Below are 21256 nucleotides of genomic sequence, written 5' to 3'. Positions count from 1 at the left end.
TATGGACTTCAATCTGTCGTGGCTGTTCTCGCCAGTCGCCAAGCTCGCCCTGGCGGGCGCCCTGGGCGGCGTGGTGAGGTGGCTCACCCTCAAGCAGCCACCGCTTGACGGGTTTATCAGCGTGATCGTCGGCATGATCTGCGCGATCTACATCGGGCCGGCGATCAATCCGATCATCCGGCCGGTGATCGACTTCGCCGGCGTCGACATGGAAGCTGCCCAGGGTTTGGGCGGCTTCCTGGTCGGGATCGGCGGGATCCTCGTTTCGGGGTTCTTCATCGATCTCTGGCAGCTGCGGCGCAAATTGCTCAAGCAGCAGGGAGGTCCAACAGATGGACAAATCTAACCAGTTCGAGCGGGGCCGCGCCTGGCGCATCGCCCTTGTGGAGTCGAGGCGCCGCGCGGGCGCCTTGGGTAGAGTGGGGCTAGTCATCCTGGTGACGATATTTGCCACGCTGCTTTTTACCGGCCATCACTTCACGCCCGAATGCGTGCGATCGTTTATCTGTTTCGAGCGGAGTTCCCGCTAACCCGCGCGGGGATCCCTGCGGGGATACCTGCGGGGATACCTAACCATGTGGATCGCGCGGAAACGCCCGATCCACATGGGTCTAGTGAGCTGGTTGCGAGCCCTTCACCCGCTTCAATCCTTGCCCTGCCTGTTCTTCACACCACGTTTTGGCCTTGGGCGATGCCGTTCCCACACAGCCGTCAGGTCTATCCCGCCGGCAATGCTTTCTTTCATCCGCCTAACGGCATTGTCTGAATAGCCCACATACCAGCTGGACAGCGACTCGAAGAGGTGGCTGCAGCTAGCATCTTCATCGATCTTGAGTTCGGTGCGAAGTGCTCGGCACCTCGGCTCGCTCAAGCCCAACCGGGCCGATAGCTCGGAAGCGCGCAGATGATACTTCTTGCTGAGATCCACCTCTCGCACGGCGGCTACATTCTCGACGTCGTCACCACCCACGTATTTCATGGGTGCCCCGTCTTTCTTCCCCAAGACAATTTTGAGGGAAACGCCTTCGCCTGATGAGCTGGTATCCACGGATAATAGGCGAGGGAAGACAGATCCGAGATCAAGGCCCTCACGGACCGCTTTCTCCACACGATCAACGTCCTTCTCTGATACGCTAACTTGGTCCGTTACCAAGGCCTCCATCGCTAGAAGCGACCTAATCTTGGCTCGCGCCTCACCCCTCTGGCGCTTCCCAGGAGAGAGAAGATCGCTGACCAATTTGTATTCCCTATCAACCAAGAATTCGAAGTCACCAGGTGGTTGCGTCGAGACCGGTAGAACCCTAGCTGGAATGTGGGAACTGAGATCATCGGTGAATACCGCCTTCAAATAGGCGTCAAAGGACGTAATCAGCGCTCTTGTTTGCAGATAGAGAAGCTCTTCGGATATCGCCACGTACCAATGCTGCGCACTGTCTCTAAGGGCGTCGACCGACCGCATCACCCCGGCATCAACGGGTGAAAGTTTTAGAGCCGTGCACAGGCTAAGGCACTTCTCAAAGCCGATAGATCGACCCGTGGACTTGTCGAAGACCCTAATCCTGTTTTGGCAGAGCGCCGCTTTCAGCAGCATCTCGCAAGCATGTTGCAAGTGCAGCAACACGCATACGATCCTCCCTTCTTCGCTGTAAGAATTGAATGCTTCCATCGCCAGTCGCAGCGACGAAATCGCGTGCGACTTTAGGACCTTTGCGTCACGTTGAAGCTTCATGCCCCCTCCAGTTGTCGTCCGGGCGCCTACAGCTGGGTAAGCGAAAGCAGCTCGCGGGTGCGGTGCGCGGTGGCCACTTCTAGGTCGGCGAGAGCCGCCACTACCTTCTGAAAAGCTTCCTCGGTCTTGTCGCGATTATCAGGGCCGAATGGGTACAAGGAATTGTACTGGCCGACAGCCAATATAACCCGGTTTAGAGCCTCAAGCATTGGGTAGACCAATTTGTCCTTGAGCAGTTCGTCTCGGCGCTCCGTCGAATAGGTCGTGAAAAGTCTTTGATGCTTCGCAGCAACGCCGCCGTCCGCAACCTTTTGAACAACCTCCTTCCGCAGATATGCGGCAAATGCCTCTGCTTCCTCCATAGCCCGGCGCTCTGGCTCTATGTTGAACAGCATCACCCGTTCGTGCTGCTTTGCGGCCGTTCTCAACTGAGCGAGAACTAGCACAAAACCGACGATTGCCACGCTGCTGGCAATCGCGGTTTGATACCGCTCGATAAAATACTCGATCACGCCATGAGGCATGTCGGCAGAGGTTTGGGTCACCGTGATTCCCCCAGCTGCAAACGCGATGAACCCCACGAAAAGCAGGGTAGCGGCTAGCACAACGTGGTTGGACTTCACAGCGGCGCCTCGGAGCTTGCGGGTATGGTGGAAAAAATCGGCCCCAAAAACATGCCCCAAAACGTGCCCCAAAACGTGCCCCAAGCATGGTGCGGCAGGAAGAACAAGTTATTTAATTCAGGGAGTTAGCCCACTCGGCCGAGGCCGTTGGTGCCCCCCGCCGGACTCGAACCGGCACGTCTCGCGACGGAGGATTTTGAGTCCTCTGCGTCTACCATTCCGCCAGAGGGGCACGGGCATGGTGTCTAGCCCAGCGCGGGATTTCCCGCAACAGGCTCTTCACCCCGCCAGCAGCAGGCGCGCCAGATAGACCGTGGCGACCCCGGCGGCCATGGCGGCGAAGAGGTTGCGGCTGGTGATAAAGACCAGGCCCGTGGCCGCCGCGGCGATGACTTCGGCGGGGCTGCCGGTAACCAGGGCCGGCGCCACCAGGGCTGCCAGCACGGCGCCGGGGATATGCCGCAGCCAGGCAGCGGCAAAGCCTTCGCTGGGCAGGCGATTGGCCAGCAGCAGTCCACCGGCCTTGATGGCGAAGGTGACGAGCGCCATGCCCAGGATGGCGATGAGTGCTTCTGGACTAGTCAGCATGGCGGCGCCTTTCCGCGAGCGCGCCCGCAAGGCTGCCGACAATGCCGCCGATCAGGATATACCAGCTGCCGCCGACCAGCTTGGCCGAGACGATGGCGGCCAGCGCCGCCACGATCCAGGGCACCAGATCCCCCTTGCCCCGCCACATGCCGAGCAGCAGCGCGAGGAAGGTGGCGGTGAAGGCGAAATCGAGCCCGTATCTGCTCGGATCGTCGATGGCCGAGCCCAGCACATGGCCGGTGACCGTCATGGCCATCCACACCACATAGGCAAAGATGCCCCCGCCGAGGAGGAAGGCGATGGAGCCCCGTCCGCGGGCCATTTCGCCCACCGTCATGGCCCAGGTCTCGTCCGAGACGATGCCCATCATCACGGCGCCCTTCCACTGCTGGTCGGGCCGGAACAGCGGGCGCAGCGTCGCGGTCAGCAGCAGGTAGCGCAGGTTGACGATGAGCGCGGCCAGGATCAGCGGGCCGATGGGGAGTGCCGAGGGCCTGGTGCTCCAGAGGTCGAGCGCGACGAATTGCGCCGAGCCGGCAAAGACCAGCCCGCTCATCAGGATGACTTCGAACAGGCTCAGCCCCGCGCCGCGCGCCAGGACGCCCCAGACCACGCCATAGGCCGCCACCGAAATGCAGACGGGGATGCAGGCGCGAGCGCCGGCATAGAACTGGTCGGCAAAGCGGTAGGGCGCGACGAGCGTGGACATGCCATCTGCATAGCCGCTGGCGCTGCCTTGCGCACGTGGGATTCAGGCGGCCGGCGATGACAAGTGGTGATGGCGGGTATTTCGGGCAGTGATGGGCCACTGAAACACCGGCGGCCCAGATTGACCTCTTCCGACCTCGGGCGTAGAGAACCGGCCGTGTCATTTCCACGCCTCCCGCGCCCGTCCAGCCGGCACCCCGTTATCGGGGTGTGAAACGGTCCCCGCAGCGGCCCGGATATTGCCCGGTTCCCCGCTGCTTCTGGGGCCAGCGACGTGGCGCAGTTTTGTCGAGGTTTTTCGGAGTGTTCAAATGAACCCCCAAGCACGGCCGCTCTGGCAGCGGTTCGCCTTCTTTCTCGTGCCCCTCATGGCGTCCAATATCCTGCAGGCGCTGTCGGGCACCATCAACTCGATCTATATCGGGCAGATGATCGGCGTCGAGGCGCTGGCCGCCGTCGCGATCTTCTTCCCGATCCTGTTCTTCCTGATCAGCTTCATCATCGGCCTGTCGGCCGGTTCGACCGTGCTGATCGGCCAGGCCTGGGGCGCCCGCAATGTCGAGCGGGTCAAGCAGATCGCCGGCACCACGCTGACGGCGGCGCTGACGCTGGGGCTGGTGGTCGCGGTGATCGGTGGCGTCTGGGTCGAGAGCATCATGGGCCTGCTCGGCGCCCCGGACAATGTGCGCCACCTGGCCGTCGGCTATGCGCGCATCATGTTCCTGGGCATGCCGGGCTTTTTCATCTTCCTCGTCGTCACCTCCATCCTGCGTGGCGTGGGCGACACGATCACGCCGCTCTTTTCACTGGTCATCTCGCTGCTGATCGGCGCCGTGCTGACGCCGGCACTGATCCAGGGCTGGGGCGGGCTGCCGCAGCTTGGCGTCGATTCCGCCGCCTGGGCCTTCATTGCCGGCTTTGTCGTCGTGCTGGCCTTTCTCTTTGTCTACCTGCGAGCGCGCAACCTGCCGCTGGCGCCCGATGCCACCTTGCTCAAGGCGCTGCGGCCGGACTTCAAGCTCCTGGGGCTGATCCTCAAGCTGGGCATTCCGGCGGGCCTGCAGATGGTGGTGTCTTCGGTAGCCGGCATTGTCGTCGTCGGCCTCGTCAACCGCTTCGGCTCGGACGCGACCGCGGCCTTCGGCGCGCTCAACCAGGTGCTGAACTATGTGCAGTTCCCCGCCATGTCGATCGGCATCGCCACCTCGATCTTCGGGGCCCAGGCCATCGGCGCGCGGCAGATCGACCAGCTTGGGCTGATCACCCGCACCGCGCTGCTCATGAACCTCATCGTCACCGGCTCACTGATCGTGCTGGCCTATCTCTTCAGCCAGCATCTGGTGGGCCTCTTCATCACCGATCCGGACGTGATCGCGCTGACCGAATCGCTGCTGCACATCGTGCTGTGGAGCATCCTGCTGTTCGGCTGGGGCGTGGTGTTTTCGGGCATGATGCGCGCCAGCGGCATGGTCTATGCACCCATGCTGCTGGCCATGGCCGGCATCCTGCTGATCGAGCTGCCGCTCGCCATCCTGCTCAGCCAGACGAGCCTGGGGCTCTCGGGCATCTGGATCGCCTATGCGGCCAGCTTTACCGGCATGCTGATCATGCAGGCGAGCTGGTACCAGTTCGTCTGGAAGAAAAAGAAGATCGTGGCGCTGGTTTAGCAGCAACAGACGGCCTGCCTCTCCCGTCGGGAGAGGCAGAGCCGGCTAGCCCTGCGCGTAGGCGACCTTGCGCGGCGTGGCGGCGGCCACGGCGCTTTCACGCGCATCATAGACGGCGCGGGCCTCGATGATGGCGGTGTGATGCTCGGCCGACCAGTCCCACAGCTTGCCGATCGGGCCATCGAGCGTCCGGCCCATTTCGGTCAGGCCATATTCAACGCGCGGCGGCACCTCGGGATAGATGGTGCGGGTGACCAGGCCATCGCGCTCCAGATTGCGCAGGGTCAGGGTCAGCATGCGCTGGCTGACGCCGTTGATCATGCGCTTGAGCTCGTTGAAGCGCAGCGTGCCATTGCGGCCGAGCATGCCGACCACCATGACGCTCCACTTGTCGCCGATGCGATTGAGGACATCGCTCATGGCGTGGCAATTGGCCGATTTGGACGTGTCGTGCAGGGACATGGACGTGCCTTCGTATGGGGAACTCAGGCACTAATATAGACACAGTTCCCTAATGTGCCTAGGGCACGAATGTCGCACCGCACGCCGCGCTGACTTTTCGCGCAGTGCGCCTGCCGATCGGAATTGACAGAGCCCCGGCCGGGGCTGTCTTTGTCGGGCCCAGACGAAGCGCCGGAGGAGACACCATGAACGACCGCATCGAGCAGCTTGCCGACCTGATGACGCTTGAGGAAAAGGTGTCCATCCTCTCCGGCGAGGATTTTTGGTCCGTTCCCGCCATCCCGCGCCTGGGCATCGGCAAGCTGCGCGTCACCGATGGACCCAACGGTGCCCGCGGCGGCGGCTCGCTGATCGGCGGGGTCAAGTCGGCCAGCTTCCCGGTCGGCATCGCGCTGGGCGCCACCTGGAATGCCGCGCTGGTCGAAGAAATCGGCGCGGCCTTGGCCGACGAGGTCAAATCCAAGAACGCCCATATGCTCCTGGCGCCCACGGTCAATATCCACCGCTCCGTCACCAATGGCCGGAATTTCGAATGCTATTCGGAGGACCCCATCCTCTCGGGCGACCTGGCGGTCGCCTATATTGTGGGTCTCCAGGGCCAGGGCATCGGCGCCACCATCAAGCATTTCGCCGGCAACGAATCCGAGATCGAGCGCACCACAATCTCAAGCGAAATCGACGAACGGTCGCTGCGCGAAATCTACCTCATCCCCTTCGAATGGGCAGTGAAGAAGGCCCATACCTGGGGCGTCATGAGCTCCTATAACCGCCTCAACGGCACCTTCACCTCCGAGCACAACTGGCTGCTCACCGACGTGCTGCGCCGCGAATGGGGCTATGACGGTGTGGTCATGTCGGACTGGTTCGGCAGCCATTCCACCGCCGAGACCGTCAATGCCGGGCTCGATCTCGAAATGCCCGGCCCGCCGCGCGATCGCGGCCAGAAGCTGATCGATGCCGTCAAGTCCGGCGCCGTGAGCGAAGCCACCCTGCGCCAGCGCGTCATTGCCATGCTGCGGCTGATGCAGCGGGTCGGCTCGCTCGACGACCATCGCGACTTCCAGGAAGCGGCCAATGACCGGCCCGAGCACCGCGCGCTGATCCGCCGCGCCGGGGCGGAAGCCGCCGTGCTGCTCAAGAACAATGGCGTGCTGCCGCTCAAGGGCGAGGGCAGCATTGCCGTGATCGGCCCCAATGCGAAAATTGCCCAGATCATGGGCGGCGGCAGCGCCCAACTCAATGCACATTACCGTATCTCGCCCTGGCAGGGACTGGTCGACGCGGTGGGCGAGGAGCGCCTGCGTTTCGCCCCGGGCTGCACCAACCACCGCTTCGAGCCGGTGCTGCGCGGCAGCTTCAGGGTCGAGTATTTCGCCAACCAGACGCTGGCCGGCAAACCGGTGCATATCGGCAGCCAGGACGAAGCCCAGGCCTTCTGGATCGGCCAGGTCGCCGAGGGCAAGGTCGATCCCCTGCATTTCTCGGCTCGCCTCACCGGCAGCTTCACGCCTGACACCACTGGCACCCATCGCGTCGGCATCTATTCGGCCGGCTTTGCCAAGGTCCATGTCGATGGCAAGCTGGTTGCCGATGCCTGGACCAACTGGACCAAGGGCCGCACCTTCTTCGAGGAAGGCTGCGACGAGGTGGTCGGCACGGTGGACCTCGAAGCCGGTCGCGCCCATGAGGTGGTGATCGAATTTGCCACCAAGGACTTCGCCACCCTGGGTCTCGCCGCCTTTGCCGCCGGCATCGGCCTACCGCTGGGCAATGAAGCCATTGCCGAGGCCGTGCTGGCCGCGCGCAACGCCGATACGGCCATCGTCTTTGTCGGCCGCAATGGCGAATGGGACACAGAGGGCAGCGACCTGCCCTCGATCGATCTGCCCGGCCGCCAGAACGAGCTGGTTGCGGCCATCGCCAATGCCAATCCAAATACGATCGTGGTGCTGCAGACCGGCGGGCCGGTGGAAATGCCCTGGATCGGCTCGGTCGCGGCGCTCATCCAGGCCTGGTATCCCGGCCAGGAGGCGGGCAATGCCATTGCCGACGTGCTGCTGGGGGTCGCCGAACCCTCCGGCCGCCTGCCCCAGACCTTCCCGGTGCGCTGGGCCGACAATCCCGCCCACAGCCAGGATCGCGAAGTCTATCCCGGCCAGGAAGGCAAGGTGCGCTACGAGGAGGGCATCTTCGTCGGCTATCGCCACTATGACCGGCTGGGCCTGACCCCGCTCTTCCCCTTCGGCTTCGGCCTGGGCTATGCCCGCTTCGCTGTGGCCGACCTCACGATCGACGACGCCGAGTTCGAAGCCGAGGGCAGCGTCATGGCAGGCGTCACCGTCACCAATGTATCCGAGCGGGACGGCGCGGCCGTGCTGCAGCTCTACGTGTCCGACGATGTCGCGTCCGATCCGCGCCCGGCCAAGGAGCTCAAGGCCTTCCGCAAGGTGCAGCTCAAGGCGGGCGAAAGCCGCCAGGTGACCATGGCGCTCGACGCCCGCGCCTTCGCCTTCTTCCGCGCCCAGTCGAGGCACTGGCTGGTCGAGGACGGCAGCTTCACCCTGCGCGTCGGCCTGTCATCGGCCGACCTGCCGCTGAGCGGGACGGTGTCGCGCAGGACGACATTGATGCTGCCGGTGTAGGGCACGTTCTCCCCTCTCTCCCCTTGAGGGAGAGGGCTATCGCATAGGGACTGGGCATGATCTCGCCCAATCACCGGATGGCACCTCCCCCTTGACGGGGGAGGCTGGGAGGGGGTGGCGGGCTGGCCCGAATATTGGGGCCAAATACCCCCCCTCCCTTGATCCCTCCCCGCAAGGGGGAGGGTGTCGACTGCATCATCGCGGACCCTCAGGGGGAGAAGTAAGGATCACGCCGCCTTGTGCTCGGCGCCATACAGGCCGAGATAGAAATCCAGGTCGCCATTGCGCAGGCCCAGCGTTTCGAGCACGGCGCCCATGAAGCTGACCGGCGCCGTTCCCGGCGCGGTGACGATCCGGCCATCGACCACGGCGCTCGGCTGATCCTGATAGAGCGCCTTGCCGGCATAGCCGGTGGGACCGAGATTGTCCGGCGAATTGGACGTGTGCCGGACCGTGTCGAGCAGCCCGGCCCTGGCCAGGGCCAGCGTGGCGTCGCAAATGCCGGCAACTGTCTTGCCGGCATCGCGGGCCGCCACCATCACCGCGCCGATCTCGGGCGCATCTTCCCGGCTCCAGGCCGTGCCGCCATTGACCACCAGCGCGTCGATGGCAGCGACGTCGATATCCTCGACGGCGAGGTCCGGCATCACCCGGAGACCGCCGGCCGAGGTCACCGGCTTGCCGCCCGGCGTCGCAAAGCGCGTCTCGATGCCGTAATATTGCCGCGCGCCGGCATTGAGCAGGGCGGTCTCCCAATCGGCATAGCCCTCGCTGAGAATGGTCACGATCGTGGTCATCTGCTGTCTCCATCTGCTGGGAGCACACTGTCGCCCGAAAGCGACAGATCGTGTCAGCAGGCTTCAAAACCCCGTCAGCGGGGGCACTTCGCATTGAGGTCTGCCCGGCCCGCTGCTATGGAGGGGCCACGATTTCCCTGCTTTGTCGGAGCCGTCCCCCCGTGCTGTTTGCCCGCCGTCTTGTCCTCGTCCTCCTCCTGGCCCTGCTGAGCCTGGCGCCAGCCCGCGCCAATCCGATGCTGCTGGTCGACATGGACAATTTCAACGTGCTCTACGCCCAGGAAGCCGGCCAGCCCTGGCATCCGGCCTCGCTGACCAAGCTGATGACCGCCTATGTGACCTTCGAGCAGCTCGCCCAGGGCAAGGTAAGCCTCGATACGCCGGTGATCGTGTCGAAAAACGCCTTCAACGAGGCGCCCTCCAAGTCCGGCCTTGCGGTCGGCAGTGCGCTGACGCTGCAGGACGCGCTCTATGTCATGCTGGTCAAATCGGCCAACGACATTTCGGTCGCCATTGCCGAGACGGTCGGCGGCGACGAAGCCACCTTTGTCGGCATGATGAACGATGCCGCGGCGCGCATGGGCCTGACGGCAACCCACTATGCCAATCCCAATGGCCTGCATGATCCGAGCCAGGTCACCTCGGCGCGGGACCTGGCCATTCTCTCGCTCTATATCCGGCAGGAATTCCCGCAATACATGCCCATTTTCGGCACCGAAGCAGTGGTGCTCAACGGCAAGACGCTGGAATCGGAAAACAAGCTGCTGACCAGCTTTGCCGGCACCACCGGCATGAAGACCGGCTTTGTCTGCGCCTCGGGCCTCAACATGGTGGCCACCGTCGAGCGCAATGGCCGACGCATGCTCGCCGTGGTCCTGGGCGGTTCTTCGGCGCGCGAACGCAATGAGCGCGCCGCCGAACTGGTGCTCAAGGGCCTGACCGGCGCTGCCCAGCCCAATGGCCAGACCGTGCTGACCCTGGGCAACACGCCCGGCGCCACCCCGGTCAACATGCGCCCGCTGATCTGCGGCAAGGAAGCCAAGGCCTATGTCGCCGCGCAGGAAGCCGCTTTTCCCATGGGGCTCGAGGGCCAGCCGACCAACCTGACCGACACGATCGCGCCCAATCCCTATGTCGCCACAGATCTCGGCCGCATCGCCGTCGGCGTCAGCCTGCCCCGTCCGCGCCCGCCCCATGTGCCGGTCTTCACCGCCCCGATCGCGGAAGCTTCGCTCGCCGCCGACCTGCGCCCCGGGATTGCGCCGACGGCCAATAGCGGCAGCACTGTCCCCTTCCCGCGGCCTCGTCCTGATTTTGCGCGTTAACGCCTGACCAACGCATTGTATGCAACGACATGTGTAATGCTTATTATTTGAGCATTGTAGCAGCTTCGGCATACATGTTGGGCAGCAGCCGCGTTGCTCTTCAGGCTCCGCGATTCATAAACTATTGCGGCTCATCAGGATTTTTCGTCTGACGGGCTGCATACAAGCTGGCATGCCCCTTGCATCGACTATGACGACGCCGCCAGCACGGCGCGTCTCTCGGTGCAGGGAGCTCGTCAATGTCGCTTATCAATCTGTCCCGCCGCTCAGTGCTCAAGGCCGGCGCCGCCGGCCTGGCCGCCGCGGCTCTGCCCATGGGCCTGGCCCGGGCGCAAACCCCCATCGTGCTGGGTGCCGTCTATGTCGGCCCGCGCGATGACTTCGGCTGGAACCAGGCGCATGCCACAGCCATGGAAATCCTCAAGACCGTGCCCGGTGTCACCGTCATCGAGGAAGAGAACGTTCCCGAGACCGACGCGGTCAGCCAGTCCATCGAATCCATGATCAACCTGGACGGGGCCAACCTGATCCTGGCCACCTCCTTTGGCTATTACAGCCCCTTCGTGGTCGAGCTGGCCAAGAAATATCCCGCCGTGCAGTTCCGCCACGCCGCCCCGCTCTGGACCGATGCCGACCCCACCAATGCCGGCTCCTATTTCTGCTATCTCAACCAGGGCCACTATGTGGACGGCGTCGCCGCTGGCCTGTCCAGCCCGACCGGCAAGCTCGGCTTCGTCGCCGCCAAGCCGATTCCCTCGGTGCTGAGCAATATCAACTCGTTCCTGCTCGGCGCGAAGAAGACCAATCCCAATGCCACCGTGCAGGTGATCTTCACCGGCGAATGGTCCATGCCCGTGCGCGAGGCCGAAGCCACCAATGCGCTGATCGACGCCGGCTGCGACGTCATCACCTGCCATGTCGATGGCCCCAAAGTGGTGGTGGAGACGGCCGAAGGCCGCGGCGTCAAGACCTGCGGCCACAATGCCAGCCAGGCCCCGCTGGCGCCCAACGGCTTCATCACCGGCGCCGAATACAAGTGGAGCACCATCTACGCCATGTATGCCGACCTCCTGGCCAAGGGCGAGCCTTTGCCCAATTTCGTCGCCGGCGGCTACCACAATGACATGCTGCAGAACACGCCCTATGGCGCCGGCGCCACGCCCGAAGCCATCACCGCCGCCGACGCCGCCATCGCCGCCCTCAAGGCGGGCGAACCGATCTATGTCGGCCCGCTCAAGGACAATGCCGGCAATGTCGTCATCGAGGGTTCGATGGACAATTACGACCCCGTGCTCGACGGCATGAACTACCTGCTGGAGGGCGTGGTGGGCTCGATTACCTGACGACACGTCCGGCGCAGGCGGCAGCCCCCACCTAACCTCCCCCTGAAGGGGGAGGGACCGACCGGGGCCAGCCAGGCATCGCGCCACGTCAACCGAACGGTTCCTCCCCCTTCAGGGGGAGGCTAGGAGGGGTCACGGAGCAATCCCATGAGCGCAGAAACAGTCGGTTCAGTCCCTGCCACCCGCACCCCCAACGTGCGCACCCTCAAGCTCGCCGAATCCATCTTCGTGCCGGTCTTCGCCCTCTTCGGTTCGTTCCTGATCTTCTCGCTCTTCCTGCTCGTCATCGGCAAGTCGCCGATCGATTTCTTCACCCTGGTCTGGACCGGTGGCTTCGGTTCGAGCTTTTCCATCCAGCAGTCGCTGCAGCGCTCGGCCCCGCTGATCCTCACCGCCCTCGCCTTTGCCATACCCGCCCGCATCGGCCTCACCATGATCGGCGCCGAGGGTGCCCTGGTGCTCGGCGGTTTCGCGGCGGCCGCTGTCGCCATTCCGCTGGTGACAGGCGGGGCCGCAGCTCCCTTTGCCTGGCTCATCATGGCCATCACCGCCATGGCGGCGGGGGGCCTCTGGATCGGCCTTGCCGGCTGGCTGCGCCACTATCGCGGCGTCAACGAGACCATTTCCTCGCTGCTGCTGAGCTATATCGCCATCGCCATCATGAACTTCTTCGTCGAAGGCGCCTTGCGCGATCCCGCCTCGGCCAACAAGCCCAGCACCATGCCGATCGGGGACGCCTATCGCATCGGCTCGATCCCCGGCACCGACGTGCATTGGGGCTTTGCGGCGGGTGTCGTCCTCGCCATCATCCTCTTCATCCTGATGAGCCGCACCACCTTCGGCTTTGCCGCGCGCATGACCGGCGGCAATGTCCGCGCCGCCAAGGCGCAGGGGCTACCGGTGGGCTTCCTGATGGTGGCCTGCTGCGCCATTGCCGGATGCTGCGCCGGCCTTGCCGGCTTTTTCGAAGTCGCCGTCATCCATGGCCAGGCCAATGCCTCGCTGGTCGCCGGCTACGGTTTCACCGGCATTCTCGTCGCCTTCCTCGCCCGCCACAACCCGCTGATGATCGTGCCCGTCGCCATCATCTTCGGCGCCATCGCCGCGGCGGGTGGCCTCGTGCAGCGCCGCATGGGCATGCCCGACGCCACGGTTCTGGTGCTGCAGGGCATCATCTTCGTCGTGCTGCTGGCCAGCGAAACGCTCTATGGCCGCATCAAATTCTTCCAGCCCGAGGCCAGGGGAGACCGCACATGATGGACGACGCCTTCATCACCGTGCTGATCGCCATGCTGGGCGGCGCCATCCGCGTCTCGACCCCCTTCATGTTCGTGGCGCTCGGCGAATGCCTCACCGAAAAGTCCGGCCGCATCAATCTCGGCCTCGAGGGCAATCTCGTGCTGGGGGCCATGGTCGCCTATGCCATCAGCTTCCACACCGGCAATCCCTGGATCGGCGTGCTCGCCGCCGGGGGCTCCGGCCTGATCCTCGGTGCGCTGCACGGCTATATCTGCAAGCTGCCCAAGGTGAACGACATCGCCGTCGGCATTGCCATCATGAGCTTTGGCACCGGCGTCGCCTTCTTTTTCGGCAAGCCCTATATCCAGCCCTCCGCCCCGCGCCTCGACGCCATCCATCTCGGTGACTGGACCGGCAATCCGGCACTGGCCCAGGCGCTGCAGGTCAATCCGCTGTTCTTTGTCGGCATCATCCTGGCCGTCGCCATGAGCTGGGCCTTCGCCAATACCCGCTGGGGCCTGATCGTGCGCATGACCGGCGACAGCGCCGCCTCGGCCAGGGCCATGGGCGTCTCGGTGGACTGGGTGCGCTTCCTCGCCACCGCGGCCGGCGGGTTCCTCGCCGGCGTGGGCGGGGCCTTCCTCTCGCTCTACTATCCCGGCTCCTGGAACCAGGGGCTCAGCTCGGGCCAGGGCCTGATGGCGGTGGCCCTCGTCATCTTCGCCCGTTGGGACCCGATCCGCTGCATCTGGGCCGCCCTGCTGTTCGGCGCCGCCGGCGCCATCGGCCCCTCGCTGCAATCGGTCGGGATTTCGCAGGGCTACTACTTCTTCAACGCCGCCCCCTACATCCTGACGCTCTTCATCATGATCGCCTCGGCCCGCTCCAAGGGCGCCGCGCGCGAGGTGCCGGGCGAACTCTCGATTACCAAGTGAGGCTTTGCACCGATGAGGCTGACCATGAACTTGAGTGACGAACGCGTGGACGACGCCATGGTCCCCGGCGGCACCACGATCGCCAGCGCCGATCCCTATCCGTGGCCTTTCGACGGCAATTGGGGACCGCACAATACCGCCCTGATCGTCATCGACATGCAGGTCGATTTCTGCGCCCCCGGTGGCTATGTCGACAGCATGGGCTATGACATCAGCCTGACCCGCGCGCCGATCGGCGCGATCCAGGCCGTGCTTGCCGGCATGCGCGCCAAAGGCTACCCCATCATCCACACCCGCGAAGGCCACAAGCCGGACCTCTCGGACCTGCCCGCCAACAAGCGCTGGCGCAGCCAGCGCATCGGCGCCGGCATCGGCGACCAGGGCCCCTGTGGCCGCATCCTGGTGCGCGGCGAACCCGGCTGGGAAATCATCCCCGAGCTGCAGCCGCTGGCCGGCGAAGCAATTATCGACAAGCCCGGCAAGGGCAGTTTCATCGCCACCGATTTCGAACTGGTGCTGCGCATGAAGAATATCCGCAACCTGATCTTTACCGGCGTCACCACCGATGTCTGCGTCCACACCACCATGCGCGACGCCAATGACCGCGGCTATGAATGCCTGCTACTGGAAGACTGCTGCGCCGCCACCAAGGTCGAGAACCACCTCGCCGCCATCGACATGATCAAGATGCAGGGGGGCGTCTTCGGGGCGGTGTCGAACTCGACCGAGCTGCTGGCGGTGCTGCCAGGAGACTCAAGATGAACGCCGCCGCGCCCATCCTTGCCACCGGCCGCGCGCCCTCGCTCAAGGCCATCGGCATGACCAAGATCTTCGGGCCGCTGGTGGCGCTCGACGATGTGAGCATCGATATCCCCGCCGGCTCCTTCCATGCCCTCCTGGGCGAGAACGGCGCCGGCAAGTCGACCCTGGTCAAGTCCATCATCGGCTTCTATTCGGCCGACAAGGGCCAGGTGCTGCTCGATGGCAAGGAGGTGTCCATACGCTCACCCAGGGACGCCCGCGCCCATGGCATCGGCATGGTCTACCAGCAGTTCACCCTGGTCCCCTGCCTGACCGCGGCGGAAAACCTCGTCATCTCCCGCGCCGATGCCCCCGCGGTGATGGACTGGAAGAAGGAGAAAAAGGCCCTTGACGCCTTCATGGAGCAGATGCCTTTCAAGGTGCCGCTTGATGCGCAGGTATCGTCCCTGTCAGCTGGCGAGAAACAAAAGCTCGAAATCCTCAAGCTCCTCTATCTCGACCAGCGCTTCATGATTCTGGACGAACCCACCTCGGTGCTGACGCCGGGCGAAGCCGATGAAATGCTCGGCCTGCTCGGCGACATGGCGGCGCGCAAGGAAATCACCGTCTTGATGATCAGCCACAAGTTCCGCGAGGTGAAGGCCTTCTGCGATGGCTTCACCGTGCTGCGTCGCGGTCGCTTCACCGGCTCGGGCGATGCACAATCGGCCACCATTGCCGAGATGAGCCAGATGATGATCGGCGACACCGAGCTGCGCGAACGCGCTACCCGCCGCGTCCACAACGAGAACCGCGAAGTGCTCGAACTGGCCGGGCTCTTTGCCGAGGATGTCGATGGCGCCAATGTCATCGAGGCGGTCAACCTCAAGGTCAATGCCGGCGAGATCGTCGGCATTGCCGGCGTCTCCGGCAACGGCCAGTCGGCCCTGGTGGAAGCGCTGGCCGGGCAACGCCCCCTCTCGGACGGCGCCATCCGCATCCATGGCCAGAACTTCTTCCCCCGGCGCGCCGCCTTCGACAAATTCAAGGTCTTCGGCTTGCCCGAGGAACCGCTCAAGAACGCCACCGCGCCAAAGATGAGCGTGGCCGAAAACATCGCCTTTCGCGGCTTCGACAAGCCGCCCGTCGCCCGCTTTGGCTGGTGGATGTCGCCCGGCCCGATGCGCAAGAAGGCCGAGGACCTGATCGCCCGCTATCGCGTCAAGACCACCTCGCCCGACGCGCCGATCGAGACCCTGTCGGGCGGCAATGTGCAGCGCGCCGTGCTGGCGCGCGAGCTATCGGGCGATGTGGACGTGCTGATCGTCGCCAACCCCTGCTTCGGGCTCGACTTCGCATCGGTTTCGGAAATCCGCAGCCAGATCATGGAGCAGCGCAACCGCGGCGCCGCCGTGCTGCTGGTCAGCGAGGACCTCGACGAGATCCTGGAACTGTCCGACCGCGTCGCGGTGATGAGCGGGGGGACGATCACCTATGTCAGCAAGATCGAGGACACCGATCGCAACACCATTGGCCAGCATATGGCGGGGCATTGATGATGGCTTCGTGCGTGGAACTCACCCCCACCCTCACTCCCTCCCCACAAGGGGGAGGGAAGCCTGCGCGGCATTTGCGGGAGCTGTTTGCCATAGAACTTGGCCCCATCGTCTCCCTCCCCCTTGTGGGGAGGGATCAAGGGTGGGGGTTCCTATCGCTCGATGAGGGGGCTGTCCCATGATCCCCATCCCCGCCCGCCCCTATCCCTTCCAACTCGACCCCGCCCATACCGCGCTCGTCGTCATCGACATGCAGCGCGATTTCATCGAGCCGGGCGGGTTCGGCGCCGGTCTCGGCAACAATGTCGCCCTGCTCGAAGCCATCATTCCGACCACCGCCGAGCTGATCGCCCTGTTCCGCCGGCAAGGCTGGCCCGTGATCCACACCCGCGAGGCCCATAGCCCGGACCTCTCCGATTGCCCGCCCGCCAAGATCGCCCGCGGCAGGCCGGGCCTGCGCATCGGCGAGCCGGGCGCCATGGGCCGCATCCTGATCGCGGGCGAGCCGGGTAACCAGATCGTCGAGGCGCTGGCGCCGCTGCCGGGCGAGATCGTCATCGACAAGCCCGGCAAGGGCATGTTCTGGGCCACCGGCATCCACGAGACACTGCAGGGCCTGGGCATCACCCACCTGGTCTTTGCCGGCGTCACCACCGAAGTGTGCGTCCAGACCTCGATGCGCGAGGCCAATGACCGCGGCTATGAATGCCTGCTGGTGGAAGACGCCACCGAGAGCTATTTCCCGGCTTTCAAGGCCGCCACCGTCGAGATGATCGCGGCCCAGGGCGGCATTGTCGGCTGGGTGGCCCCGCTGGCGGCGCTGCGGGCGGCCGTGGAGGCGGTGTCGGCATGATGCTCAACGACCCCGCCATCGTCGCCGAAGTCCGCGCCGCCTTCGACCGCTACGAAGAGGCACTGCTGGCCAATGATGCGGCCACGCTCGACGCCATGTTCGTCCAGCGCCCCGATACCGTCCGTTATGGTGTCGGCGAACTGCAATATGGCATTGACGAGATCCGCGCCTTCCGCGCCCTGCAGCGCCCGTTCAGCCGCAGACTGGATCGCCTTACCATCGTCACTTATGGCAGCGATGTTGCCACAGCTTCGACGCTGTTCTATCGGGATGACTTTCCCGATGCGGTGGGGCGGCAGCAGCAGACCTGGCTGCGCACCCCGGCCGGATGGTGCGTCGCGGCGGCCCATGTCAGCATGATGCCGACATCCCGATGACGGCCTGAACGACAGAGAGATTGCAAGAGCGTGCTCAAGCGCCCCCGCACATCGGCAGAAGACATCCGCCGGCAATTGGCCGCCCGCATCATCAGCGGTGAACTCGCCCCCGGCACGCCGCTTGATGAAACGGGCCTGGCCGGGGAATTCGCCGTGTCGCGCACTCCCATCCGCGAGGCCCTGCGCCTCCTGGCCGCCAGCGGGCTGATCGACCAGAAGCCGCATGCCCGCGCCCTCGTCGCCAAGCCCGATGACGCAACCCTCGCCGGTATGTTCGAGGTCATGGGCTATCTCGAGGCGATCTGCGCCGGCCTCTCGGCCATCGCCATGAGTGCCGCCGAGCGCGATGCGCTCGATGCCCTGCATATCCAGATGGCCGCCATTGTCCGCGAGGGTGATCACGCCGCCTATGCCGACGCCAATGAGGCCTTTCACTCCGCCATCTATGATGGCGCCCACAATGCCTATCTGTCGGAAGTGACCCGCTCCACCCGCCAGCGGCTGCAGCCGTTTCGCCGGGCGCAGTTCAAGGCGCTGGGACGGCTGAGCCGCTCCCATGCCGAACATGGCGTGGTGGTCGACGCCATCCTCCAGGGTGACCGCACCGGCGCCGAAGCCGCCATGCGCCAGCATATCGCCATCGTCGAAGGCGCCTATGGCGAGCTCAGCCACGGCTGATCGCCCTGCCGGCTGAACACCATTGCGTGTCGAGACATCCGGTTCCATGCGCGCCGCGCAGGGATAAAGCCCGCGTCATGCTCTCCCGCTGTGCCGTTAACCCTGTTCCTTACCGCGGTGTTAATTTTTTCCGTCGCATTTTGCGGACAATTCTTTGGCCCATTTTGCACACGAGGACATCCATGAAGCGTCTTGGCATCATGCTTTCCGCGATCCTGCTGCTGACCAGCACTGCCCAGGCAGCCGATCTCGGCTGGAACAGCGGCGCGAGCCCGGTCTATTCGCCCACGCCGGCCTCCGGCTGGTCGGGCTTTTATGCCGGCGTCAACGCCGGCTATGGCTGGGGCACGTTGACCCGCCAGCCGGTCGGCGGCGGCGCGCAGACCCAGAACAATACCAGCGGCGGCCAGTTCGGCGCCCAGGCCGGCTACAACATGGATATGGGCGGCTTCGTGCTGGGCGGCGAAGCCGACCTGCAATGGGCCAATATCGGCCACACCGAGGACCTGCCCGGCGTGGGGTCCTTCAAGGCCGGCATCGACTTCTACGGCACCCTGCGCGGCCGCGCCGGCATGAGCTTCGGCCAGGTCATGCCCTTCGTCACCGCCGGTATTGCTGCCGGCCGCGGCTCTGCCAGCCTCACCAATCCGGGCGGGGTCACCACCTCACAGTCGGCCACCCATATGGGCTGGACGGTCGGCGCGGGTCTCGAGGCCCAGGCCACCGAGAATATCTCGATCAAGGCCGAGTATCTTTACGTCGACCTGGGCACGCAGTCCTATAACGGCCTGCCCGCCGGCGTGGGCAATATCGACGCCACCCAGCGCTTCAGCGTGGTGCGCGCCGGCCTCAACTACAAGTTCTAGCCGGTTGCCAAGCGCCTCCGCTCCGGGCAAAGCTCGGCGGCGGAGGCAAGCGGCATGACGACACAAGGCACATTGCGCACCGGAACGGCCGGCTGGGTGTTCGAACCCTGGCGCGGCACCTTCTATCCCGAGGGTCTGGTGCAAAAAAAGGAGCTGGCCTATGCCAGCTCCCGGCTCGGCAGCATCGAGATCAACGCCACCTTCCGGGCCAACCAGAAGCCCGAGAGCTTTGCCAAATGGGCGGGCGAGGCGCGCGACGGCTTCGTCTTCTCCATCAAGGGCCCGCAGCTGGTCACCCACATCAAGCGGCTCAAGAATTGCGAGCCTGAACTCGCCAATTTCTTCGCCTCCGGCCCCTTGGCTCTGGGCGCCCGGCTTGGCCCCTTCATCTGGCAATTGCCGCCCAATATCAGCTACAACCGCGAGGTGCTGGGCGCCTTCCTGGCCCTGCTGCCCAAATCGGTCGCTAACTATGTCGCACTGGCCGGCAAGGCGGATGGCCGTCTCAAATCGGCGCCTTATCTCGCCACCGACAATGTCGGCCCGATCCGCCACGCCATCGAGATGCGCAATGCCAGCTTCGATGTGCCGGAAGTCAACGCCATGCTGGCCGAGCACAATGTGGCGCGCGTCATCGCCGATACGCCGGACAATCCATCGCGCGAGCTGACGGCCGACTTTGCCTATTGCCGCCTGCAGGGGCCGGCACGCGGCGATGGCGGCGGCTACAAACCCGACGACATTGCCGACTGGGCGAACACCGTCACTGGCTGGACCGCCGCCGGCAAGGACGTCTTCGCCTATTTCGTGCACGAGGATAAGCTGCACGCGCCGGCCAATGCCATTGCCCTGCGCCAGGCCGCCGGAGTCGCCCTGCCGGGCGATTGATCACAAGCCTGTTTCCCGCTGGAATTTGCCGCAAACGCATTCTATCCAGCCTGACCCTTGCGGCGTTTCCAGCAAAAGTGGATACCGGTTTTGCGGTTCGGAAACGCCGCCCCACAATTGCGTCACCCGAGAGTTCCCCAGCATGGCCGCATCGATCCTTCACCCCCTCGACAAGAAATCGGCGGGCCTCGCTTTCGTCCTGGGGCTGGTGACAATCCTCGCCGCGCTGGGCTCGCAATATATCGGCGGGCTGGTGCCTTGCGAGCTCTGCCTCGAGCAGCGCCTGGCCTATTACTACGGCCTGCCGCTCCTGCTGGCTGTGCTGGTCACCTGGAACCGGATGCCGCTGGCGGTCTGGTACATTGCCATGGCCATCGTCACCGCCATCTTCGTCTGGGGCGCCTATCTGGGCTACTACCATGCCGGCGTCGAATGGGGCTTCTGGCCCGGCCCCACCGCCTGCACCGGCATCGGCGAGACCATGGATTTCGACGCGCTCAGCAACCTGACCCCGGTCATCGGCTGCGACGTCGTGCAGTTCCGCTTCCTCGGTATTTCCCTGGCCGGCTACAACGCCCTGATCGCCACCGCCATCGTCGCCCTGCTGGGTATTTCCATCTGGGCACAGGCCCGGCGGAACCGCCGGGTTTAGTCGGAGCCGAGCGCTGCAACCAAATCCATGGCTGTGTGCAGCGCCCGTACGATCGTGATCGCATTGGCGCCGACGGCATAGATAATGGCGTAGTTGCCAAGCGGGCGGCGACGATAAGCGTGGGCCTCGAAGCCTGGCACGAGCGCATATCGTTCCGGATGGTCCGCCAGTCCGAGGCACGCCGCCTGTAAATCTCCAACGAACTTCTTGGCCCTGCTAGGGCTATCTGCAGAGATGAAAATCGTTATGGACCGCAGGTCGCGCTTCGATTCATCCGAAAATGCGACGCGCATCAAGACGCCTTCTTGGCAACCTGTTCAATGATCTCGCGCAGTTCGGCAAATACCTCCTCGGCCGGCGTCACCCGACCGGCGTCGATATCGTCCTGACCCGCCTGCAGCTTCGCTGCCAGTTCCTGGAACCGCGCCTCGCGCTCCTGCACCAGGCGCACGCCTTCGCGCAGCACTTCGCTCTTGGAATTGTAGCGGCCGTTCTCGACAAGGTCGTTCACGACCTTTTCGAGGTTTTCACCCAGTTCAGCACTGATCGCCATGACAAAGTCTCCGACAGGACAGCACCAATAATAG

At 64.5% G+C, this 21256-nt stretch carries 23 protein-coding genes and 1 tRNA gene; 15 read left to right on the top strand and 9 right to left on the bottom strand.

The annotated features are described in order from the left end of the window. The first annotated feature begins 1 nt into the window (after window position 1). Window positions 2-346: a hypothetical protein gene (locus ACLI1C_RS15985; protein ID WP_411398496.1), complete on the top strand. Its 345-nt coding sequence runs from the start codon at window positions 2-4 to the stop codon at window positions 344-346. A gap of 297 nt (window positions 347-643) precedes the next feature. Here ACLI1C_RS15985 and ACLI1C_RS15980 read toward each other — a convergent pair whose 3' ends face one another. The 5 genes from ACLI1C_RS15980 to ACLI1C_RS15960 all read right to left on the bottom strand — a co-directional run bounded on the left by ACLI1C_RS15980 (window position 644) and on the right by ACLI1C_RS15960 (window position 3649). Beyond that, window positions 644-1729, bottom strand: coding sequence for a hypothetical protein (locus ACLI1C_RS15980; protein WP_411398494.1), 1086 nt, complete (start codon window positions 1727-1729; stop codon window positions 644-646). A 26-nt stretch (window positions 1730-1755) separates the two neighbouring features. Further along, window positions 1756-2274, bottom strand: a complete 519-nt coding sequence (locus tag ACLI1C_RS15975; protein WP_411398493.1) for a hypothetical protein — start codon at window positions 2272-2274, stop codon at window positions 1756-1758. A 226-nt stretch (window positions 2275-2500) separates the two neighbouring features. Beyond that, a tRNA-Leu gene (locus ACLI1C_RS15970) sits at window positions 2501-2584 on the bottom strand. A gap of 47 nt (window positions 2585-2631) precedes the next feature. Then, on the bottom strand, window positions 2632-2940 hold the full coding sequence (locus ACLI1C_RS15965) for an AzlD family protein (RefSeq protein WP_411398492.1): 309 nt from the start codon (window positions 2938-2940) through the stop codon (window positions 2632-2634). Next, the gene (locus tag ACLI1C_RS15960) at window positions 2930-3649 is read right to left on the bottom strand and encodes an AzlC family ABC transporter permease (RefSeq protein ID WP_411398490.1); all 720 of its coding nucleotides are present in this window, start codon (window positions 3647-3649) and stop codon (window positions 2930-2932) included. The genes ACLI1C_RS15965 and ACLI1C_RS15960 overlap by 11 nt, the downstream gene beginning before the upstream one ends. 310 nt (window positions 3650-3959) lie before the next feature. On the opposite strand from ACLI1C_RS15960, the gene ACLI1C_RS15955 reads away from it, so the two are divergent. Next, complete coding sequence (locus ACLI1C_RS15955; protein WP_411398489.1) at window positions 3960-5315, top strand: MATE family efflux transporter; 1356 nt, start codon at window positions 3960-3962, stop codon at window positions 5313-5315. A gap of 45 nt (window positions 5316-5360) precedes the next feature. Here ACLI1C_RS15955 and ACLI1C_RS15950 read toward each other — a convergent pair whose 3' ends face one another. After that, window positions 5361-5777 carry a winged helix-turn-helix transcriptional regulator gene (locus ACLI1C_RS15950; protein WP_411398487.1) on the bottom strand — a complete coding sequence of 139 codons (417 nt, stop codon included), beginning with the start codon at window positions 5775-5777 and terminating at the stop codon, window positions 5361-5363. Between the two features lie 185 nt (window positions 5778-5962). On the opposite strand from ACLI1C_RS15950, the gene ACLI1C_RS15945 reads away from it, so the two are divergent. Beyond that, on the top strand, window positions 5963-8419 hold the full coding sequence (locus ACLI1C_RS15945; RefSeq protein ID WP_411398486.1) for a beta-glucosidase H: 2457 nt from the start codon (window positions 5963-5965) through the stop codon (window positions 8417-8419). A 227-nt stretch (window positions 8420-8646) separates the two neighbouring features. Here the strand turns inward: ACLI1C_RS15945 and ACLI1C_RS15940 are convergent, their stop codons facing one another. Next, complete coding sequence (locus ACLI1C_RS15940; RefSeq protein ID WP_411398485.1) at window positions 8647-9216, bottom strand: DJ-1/PfpI family protein; 570 nt, start codon at window positions 9214-9216, stop codon at window positions 8647-8649. A gap of 161 nt (window positions 9217-9377) precedes the next feature. Between ACLI1C_RS15940 and ACLI1C_RS15935 the strand changes: the two genes are divergently transcribed. From ACLI1C_RS15935 to ACLI1C_RS15880, 12 genes are all read left to right on the top strand, one after another. Then, on the top strand, window positions 9378-10541 hold the full coding sequence (locus ACLI1C_RS15935; protein WP_411398484.1) for a D-alanyl-D-alanine carboxypeptidase family protein: 1164 nt from the start codon (window positions 9378-9380) through the stop codon (window positions 10539-10541). A gap of 239 nt (window positions 10542-10780) precedes the next feature. Next, window positions 10781-11884 (top strand): BMP family ABC transporter substrate-binding protein, encoded by a 1104-nt coding sequence (locus ACLI1C_RS15930; RefSeq protein WP_411398482.1) that lies wholly within the window; start codon window positions 10781-10783, stop codon window positions 11882-11884. Window positions 11885-12031: 147 nt separating this feature from the next. Continuing rightward, window positions 12032-13141 (top strand): ABC transporter permease, encoded by a 1110-nt coding sequence (locus tag ACLI1C_RS15925; RefSeq protein WP_411398481.1) that lies wholly within the window; start codon window positions 12032-12034, stop codon window positions 13139-13141. Beyond that, window positions 13138-14058: an ABC transporter permease gene (locus tag ACLI1C_RS15920; RefSeq protein WP_411398479.1), complete on the top strand. Its 921-nt coding sequence runs from the start codon at window positions 13138-13140 to the stop codon at window positions 14056-14058. Before ACLI1C_RS15925 ends, ACLI1C_RS15920 begins: the two co-directional genes overlap by 4 nt. A 24-nt stretch (window positions 14059-14082) precedes the next feature. Further along, window positions 14083-14820 (top strand): cysteine hydrolase family protein, encoded by a 738-nt coding sequence (locus ACLI1C_RS15915; RefSeq protein WP_411398477.1) that lies wholly within the window; start codon window positions 14083-14085, stop codon window positions 14818-14820. Beyond that, a complete protein-coding gene (locus tag ACLI1C_RS15910) occupies window positions 14817-16355 on the top strand; it encodes an ABC transporter ATP-binding protein (protein ID WP_411398476.1) in 1539 nt (512 codons plus the stop codon). Before ACLI1C_RS15915 ends, ACLI1C_RS15910 begins: the two co-directional genes overlap by 4 nt. Before the next feature lie 178 nt (window positions 16356-16533). After that, window positions 16534-17208 (top strand): cysteine hydrolase family protein, encoded by a 675-nt coding sequence (locus ACLI1C_RS15905; protein WP_411398474.1) that lies wholly within the window; start codon window positions 16534-16536, stop codon window positions 17206-17208. Then, complete coding sequence (gene hpxZ, locus ACLI1C_RS15900) at window positions 17205-17585, top strand: oxalurate catabolism protein HpxZ (RefSeq protein ID WP_411398472.1); 381 nt, start codon at window positions 17205-17207, stop codon at window positions 17583-17585. The genes ACLI1C_RS15905 and hpxZ overlap by 4 nt, the downstream gene beginning before the upstream one ends. 30 nt (window positions 17586-17615) lie before the next feature. Beyond that, a complete protein-coding gene (locus ACLI1C_RS15895) occupies window positions 17616-18263 on the top strand; it encodes a GntR family transcriptional regulator (protein ID WP_411398471.1) in 648 nt (215 codons plus the stop codon). A 182-nt stretch (window positions 18264-18445) separates the two neighbouring features. Next, window positions 18446-19129 (top strand): outer membrane protein, encoded by a 684-nt coding sequence (locus tag ACLI1C_RS15890; RefSeq protein WP_411398469.1) that lies wholly within the window; start codon window positions 18446-18448, stop codon window positions 19127-19129. Between the two features lie 54 nt (window positions 19130-19183). Then, on the top strand, window positions 19184-20017 hold the full coding sequence (locus tag ACLI1C_RS15885) for a DUF72 domain-containing protein (RefSeq protein WP_411398467.1): 834 nt from the start codon (window positions 19184-19186) through the stop codon (window positions 20015-20017). Between the two features lie 142 nt (window positions 20018-20159). Beyond that, window positions 20160-20669 (top strand): disulfide bond formation protein B, encoded by a 510-nt coding sequence (locus ACLI1C_RS15880; RefSeq protein ID WP_411398466.1) that lies wholly within the window; start codon window positions 20160-20162, stop codon window positions 20667-20669. Here the strand turns inward: ACLI1C_RS15880 and ACLI1C_RS15875 are convergent. Both ACLI1C_RS15875 and ACLI1C_RS15870 read right to left on the bottom strand, forming a co-directional pair. Then, on the bottom strand, window positions 20666-20962 hold the full coding sequence (locus tag ACLI1C_RS15875; protein ID WP_411399067.1) for a type II toxin-antitoxin system RelE/ParE family toxin: 297 nt from the start codon (window positions 20960-20962) through the stop codon (window positions 20666-20668). The genes ACLI1C_RS15880 and ACLI1C_RS15875 overlap by 4 nt on opposite strands. After that, the gene (locus tag ACLI1C_RS15870) at window positions 20962-21222 is read right to left on the bottom strand and encodes a type II toxin-antitoxin system ParD family antitoxin (protein ID WP_411398464.1); all 261 of its coding nucleotides are present in this window, start codon (window positions 21220-21222) and stop codon (window positions 20962-20964) included. The genes ACLI1C_RS15875 and ACLI1C_RS15870 overlap by 1 nt, the downstream gene beginning before the upstream one ends. Window positions 21223-21256: the final 34 nt, after the last annotated feature.

This window comes from Devosia sp. XGJD_8, assembly GCF_046614475.1.
In the GTDB taxonomy this organism is placed as follows: Bacteria; Pseudomonadota; Alphaproteobacteria; order Rhizobiales; family Devosiaceae; genus Devosia.
This window is presented reverse-complemented; position numbering and strand designations above follow the sequence as displayed.

Coding starts and splice junctions, on each gene's coding strand:
- ACLI1C_RS15985 (WP_411398496.1), top strand. CDS start 2: ATGGACTTCAATCTGTCGTGGCTGTTCTCGCCAGTCGCCAAGCTCGCC.
- ACLI1C_RS15980 (WP_411398494.1), bottom strand. CDS start 1,729: ATGAAGCTTCAACGTGACGCAAAGGTCCTAAAGTCGCACGCGATTTCG.
- ACLI1C_RS15965 (WP_411398492.1), bottom strand. CDS start 2,940: ATGCTGACTAGTCCAGAAGCACTCATCGCCATCCTGGGCATGGCGCTC.
- ACLI1C_RS15960 (WP_411398490.1), bottom strand. CDS start 3,649: ATGTCCACGCTCGTCGCGCCCTACCGCTTTGCCGACCAGTTCTATGCC.
- ACLI1C_RS15955 (WP_411398489.1), top strand. CDS start 3,960: ATGAACCCCCAAGCACGGCCGCTCTGGCAGCGGTTCGCCTTCTTTCTC.
- ACLI1C_RS15950 (WP_411398487.1), bottom strand. CDS start 5,777: ATGTCCCTGCACGACACGTCCAAATCGGCCAATTGCCACGCCATGAGC.
- ACLI1C_RS15945 (WP_411398486.1), top strand. CDS start 5,963: ATGAACGACCGCATCGAGCAGCTTGCCGACCTGATGACGCTTGAGGAA.
- ACLI1C_RS15940 (WP_411398485.1), bottom strand. CDS start 9,216: ATGACCACGATCGTGACCATTCTCAGCGAGGGCTATGCCGATTGGGAG.
- ACLI1C_RS15930 (WP_411398482.1), top strand. CDS start 10,781: ATGTCGCTTATCAATCTGTCCCGCCGCTCAGTGCTCAAGGCCGGCGCC.
- ACLI1C_RS15925 (WP_411398481.1), top strand. CDS start 12,032: ATGAGCGCAGAAACAGTCGGTTCAGTCCCTGCCACCCGCACCCCCAAC.
- ACLI1C_RS15920 (WP_411398479.1), top strand. CDS start 13,138: ATGATGGACGACGCCTTCATCACCGTGCTGATCGCCATGCTGGGCGGC.
- ACLI1C_RS15915 (WP_411398477.1), top strand. CDS start 14,083: ATGAACTTGAGTGACGAACGCGTGGACGACGCCATGGTCCCCGGCGGC.
- ACLI1C_RS15910 (WP_411398476.1), top strand. CDS start 14,817: ATGAACGCCGCCGCGCCCATCCTTGCCACCGGCCGCGCGCCCTCGCTC.
- ACLI1C_RS15905 (WP_411398474.1), top strand. CDS start 16,534: ATGATCCCCATCCCCGCCCGCCCCTATCCCTTCCAACTCGACCCCGCC.
- hpxZ (WP_411398472.1), top strand. CDS start 17,205: ATGATGCTCAACGACCCCGCCATCGTCGCCGAAGTCCGCGCCGCCTTC.
- ACLI1C_RS15890 (WP_411398469.1), top strand. CDS start 18,446: ATGAAGCGTCTTGGCATCATGCTTTCCGCGATCCTGCTGCTGACCAGC.
- ACLI1C_RS15885 (WP_411398467.1), top strand. CDS start 19,184: ATGACGACACAAGGCACATTGCGCACCGGAACGGCCGGCTGGGTGTTC.
- ACLI1C_RS15880 (WP_411398466.1), top strand. CDS start 20,160: ATGGCCGCATCGATCCTTCACCCCCTCGACAAGAAATCGGCGGGCCTC.
- ACLI1C_RS15875 (WP_411399067.1), bottom strand. CDS start 20,962: ATGCGCGTCGCATTTTCGGATGAATCGAAGCGCGACCTGCGGTCCATA.
- ACLI1C_RS15870 (WP_411398464.1), bottom strand. CDS start 21,222: ATGGCGATCAGTGCTGAACTGGGTGAAAACCTCGAAAAGGTCGTGAAC.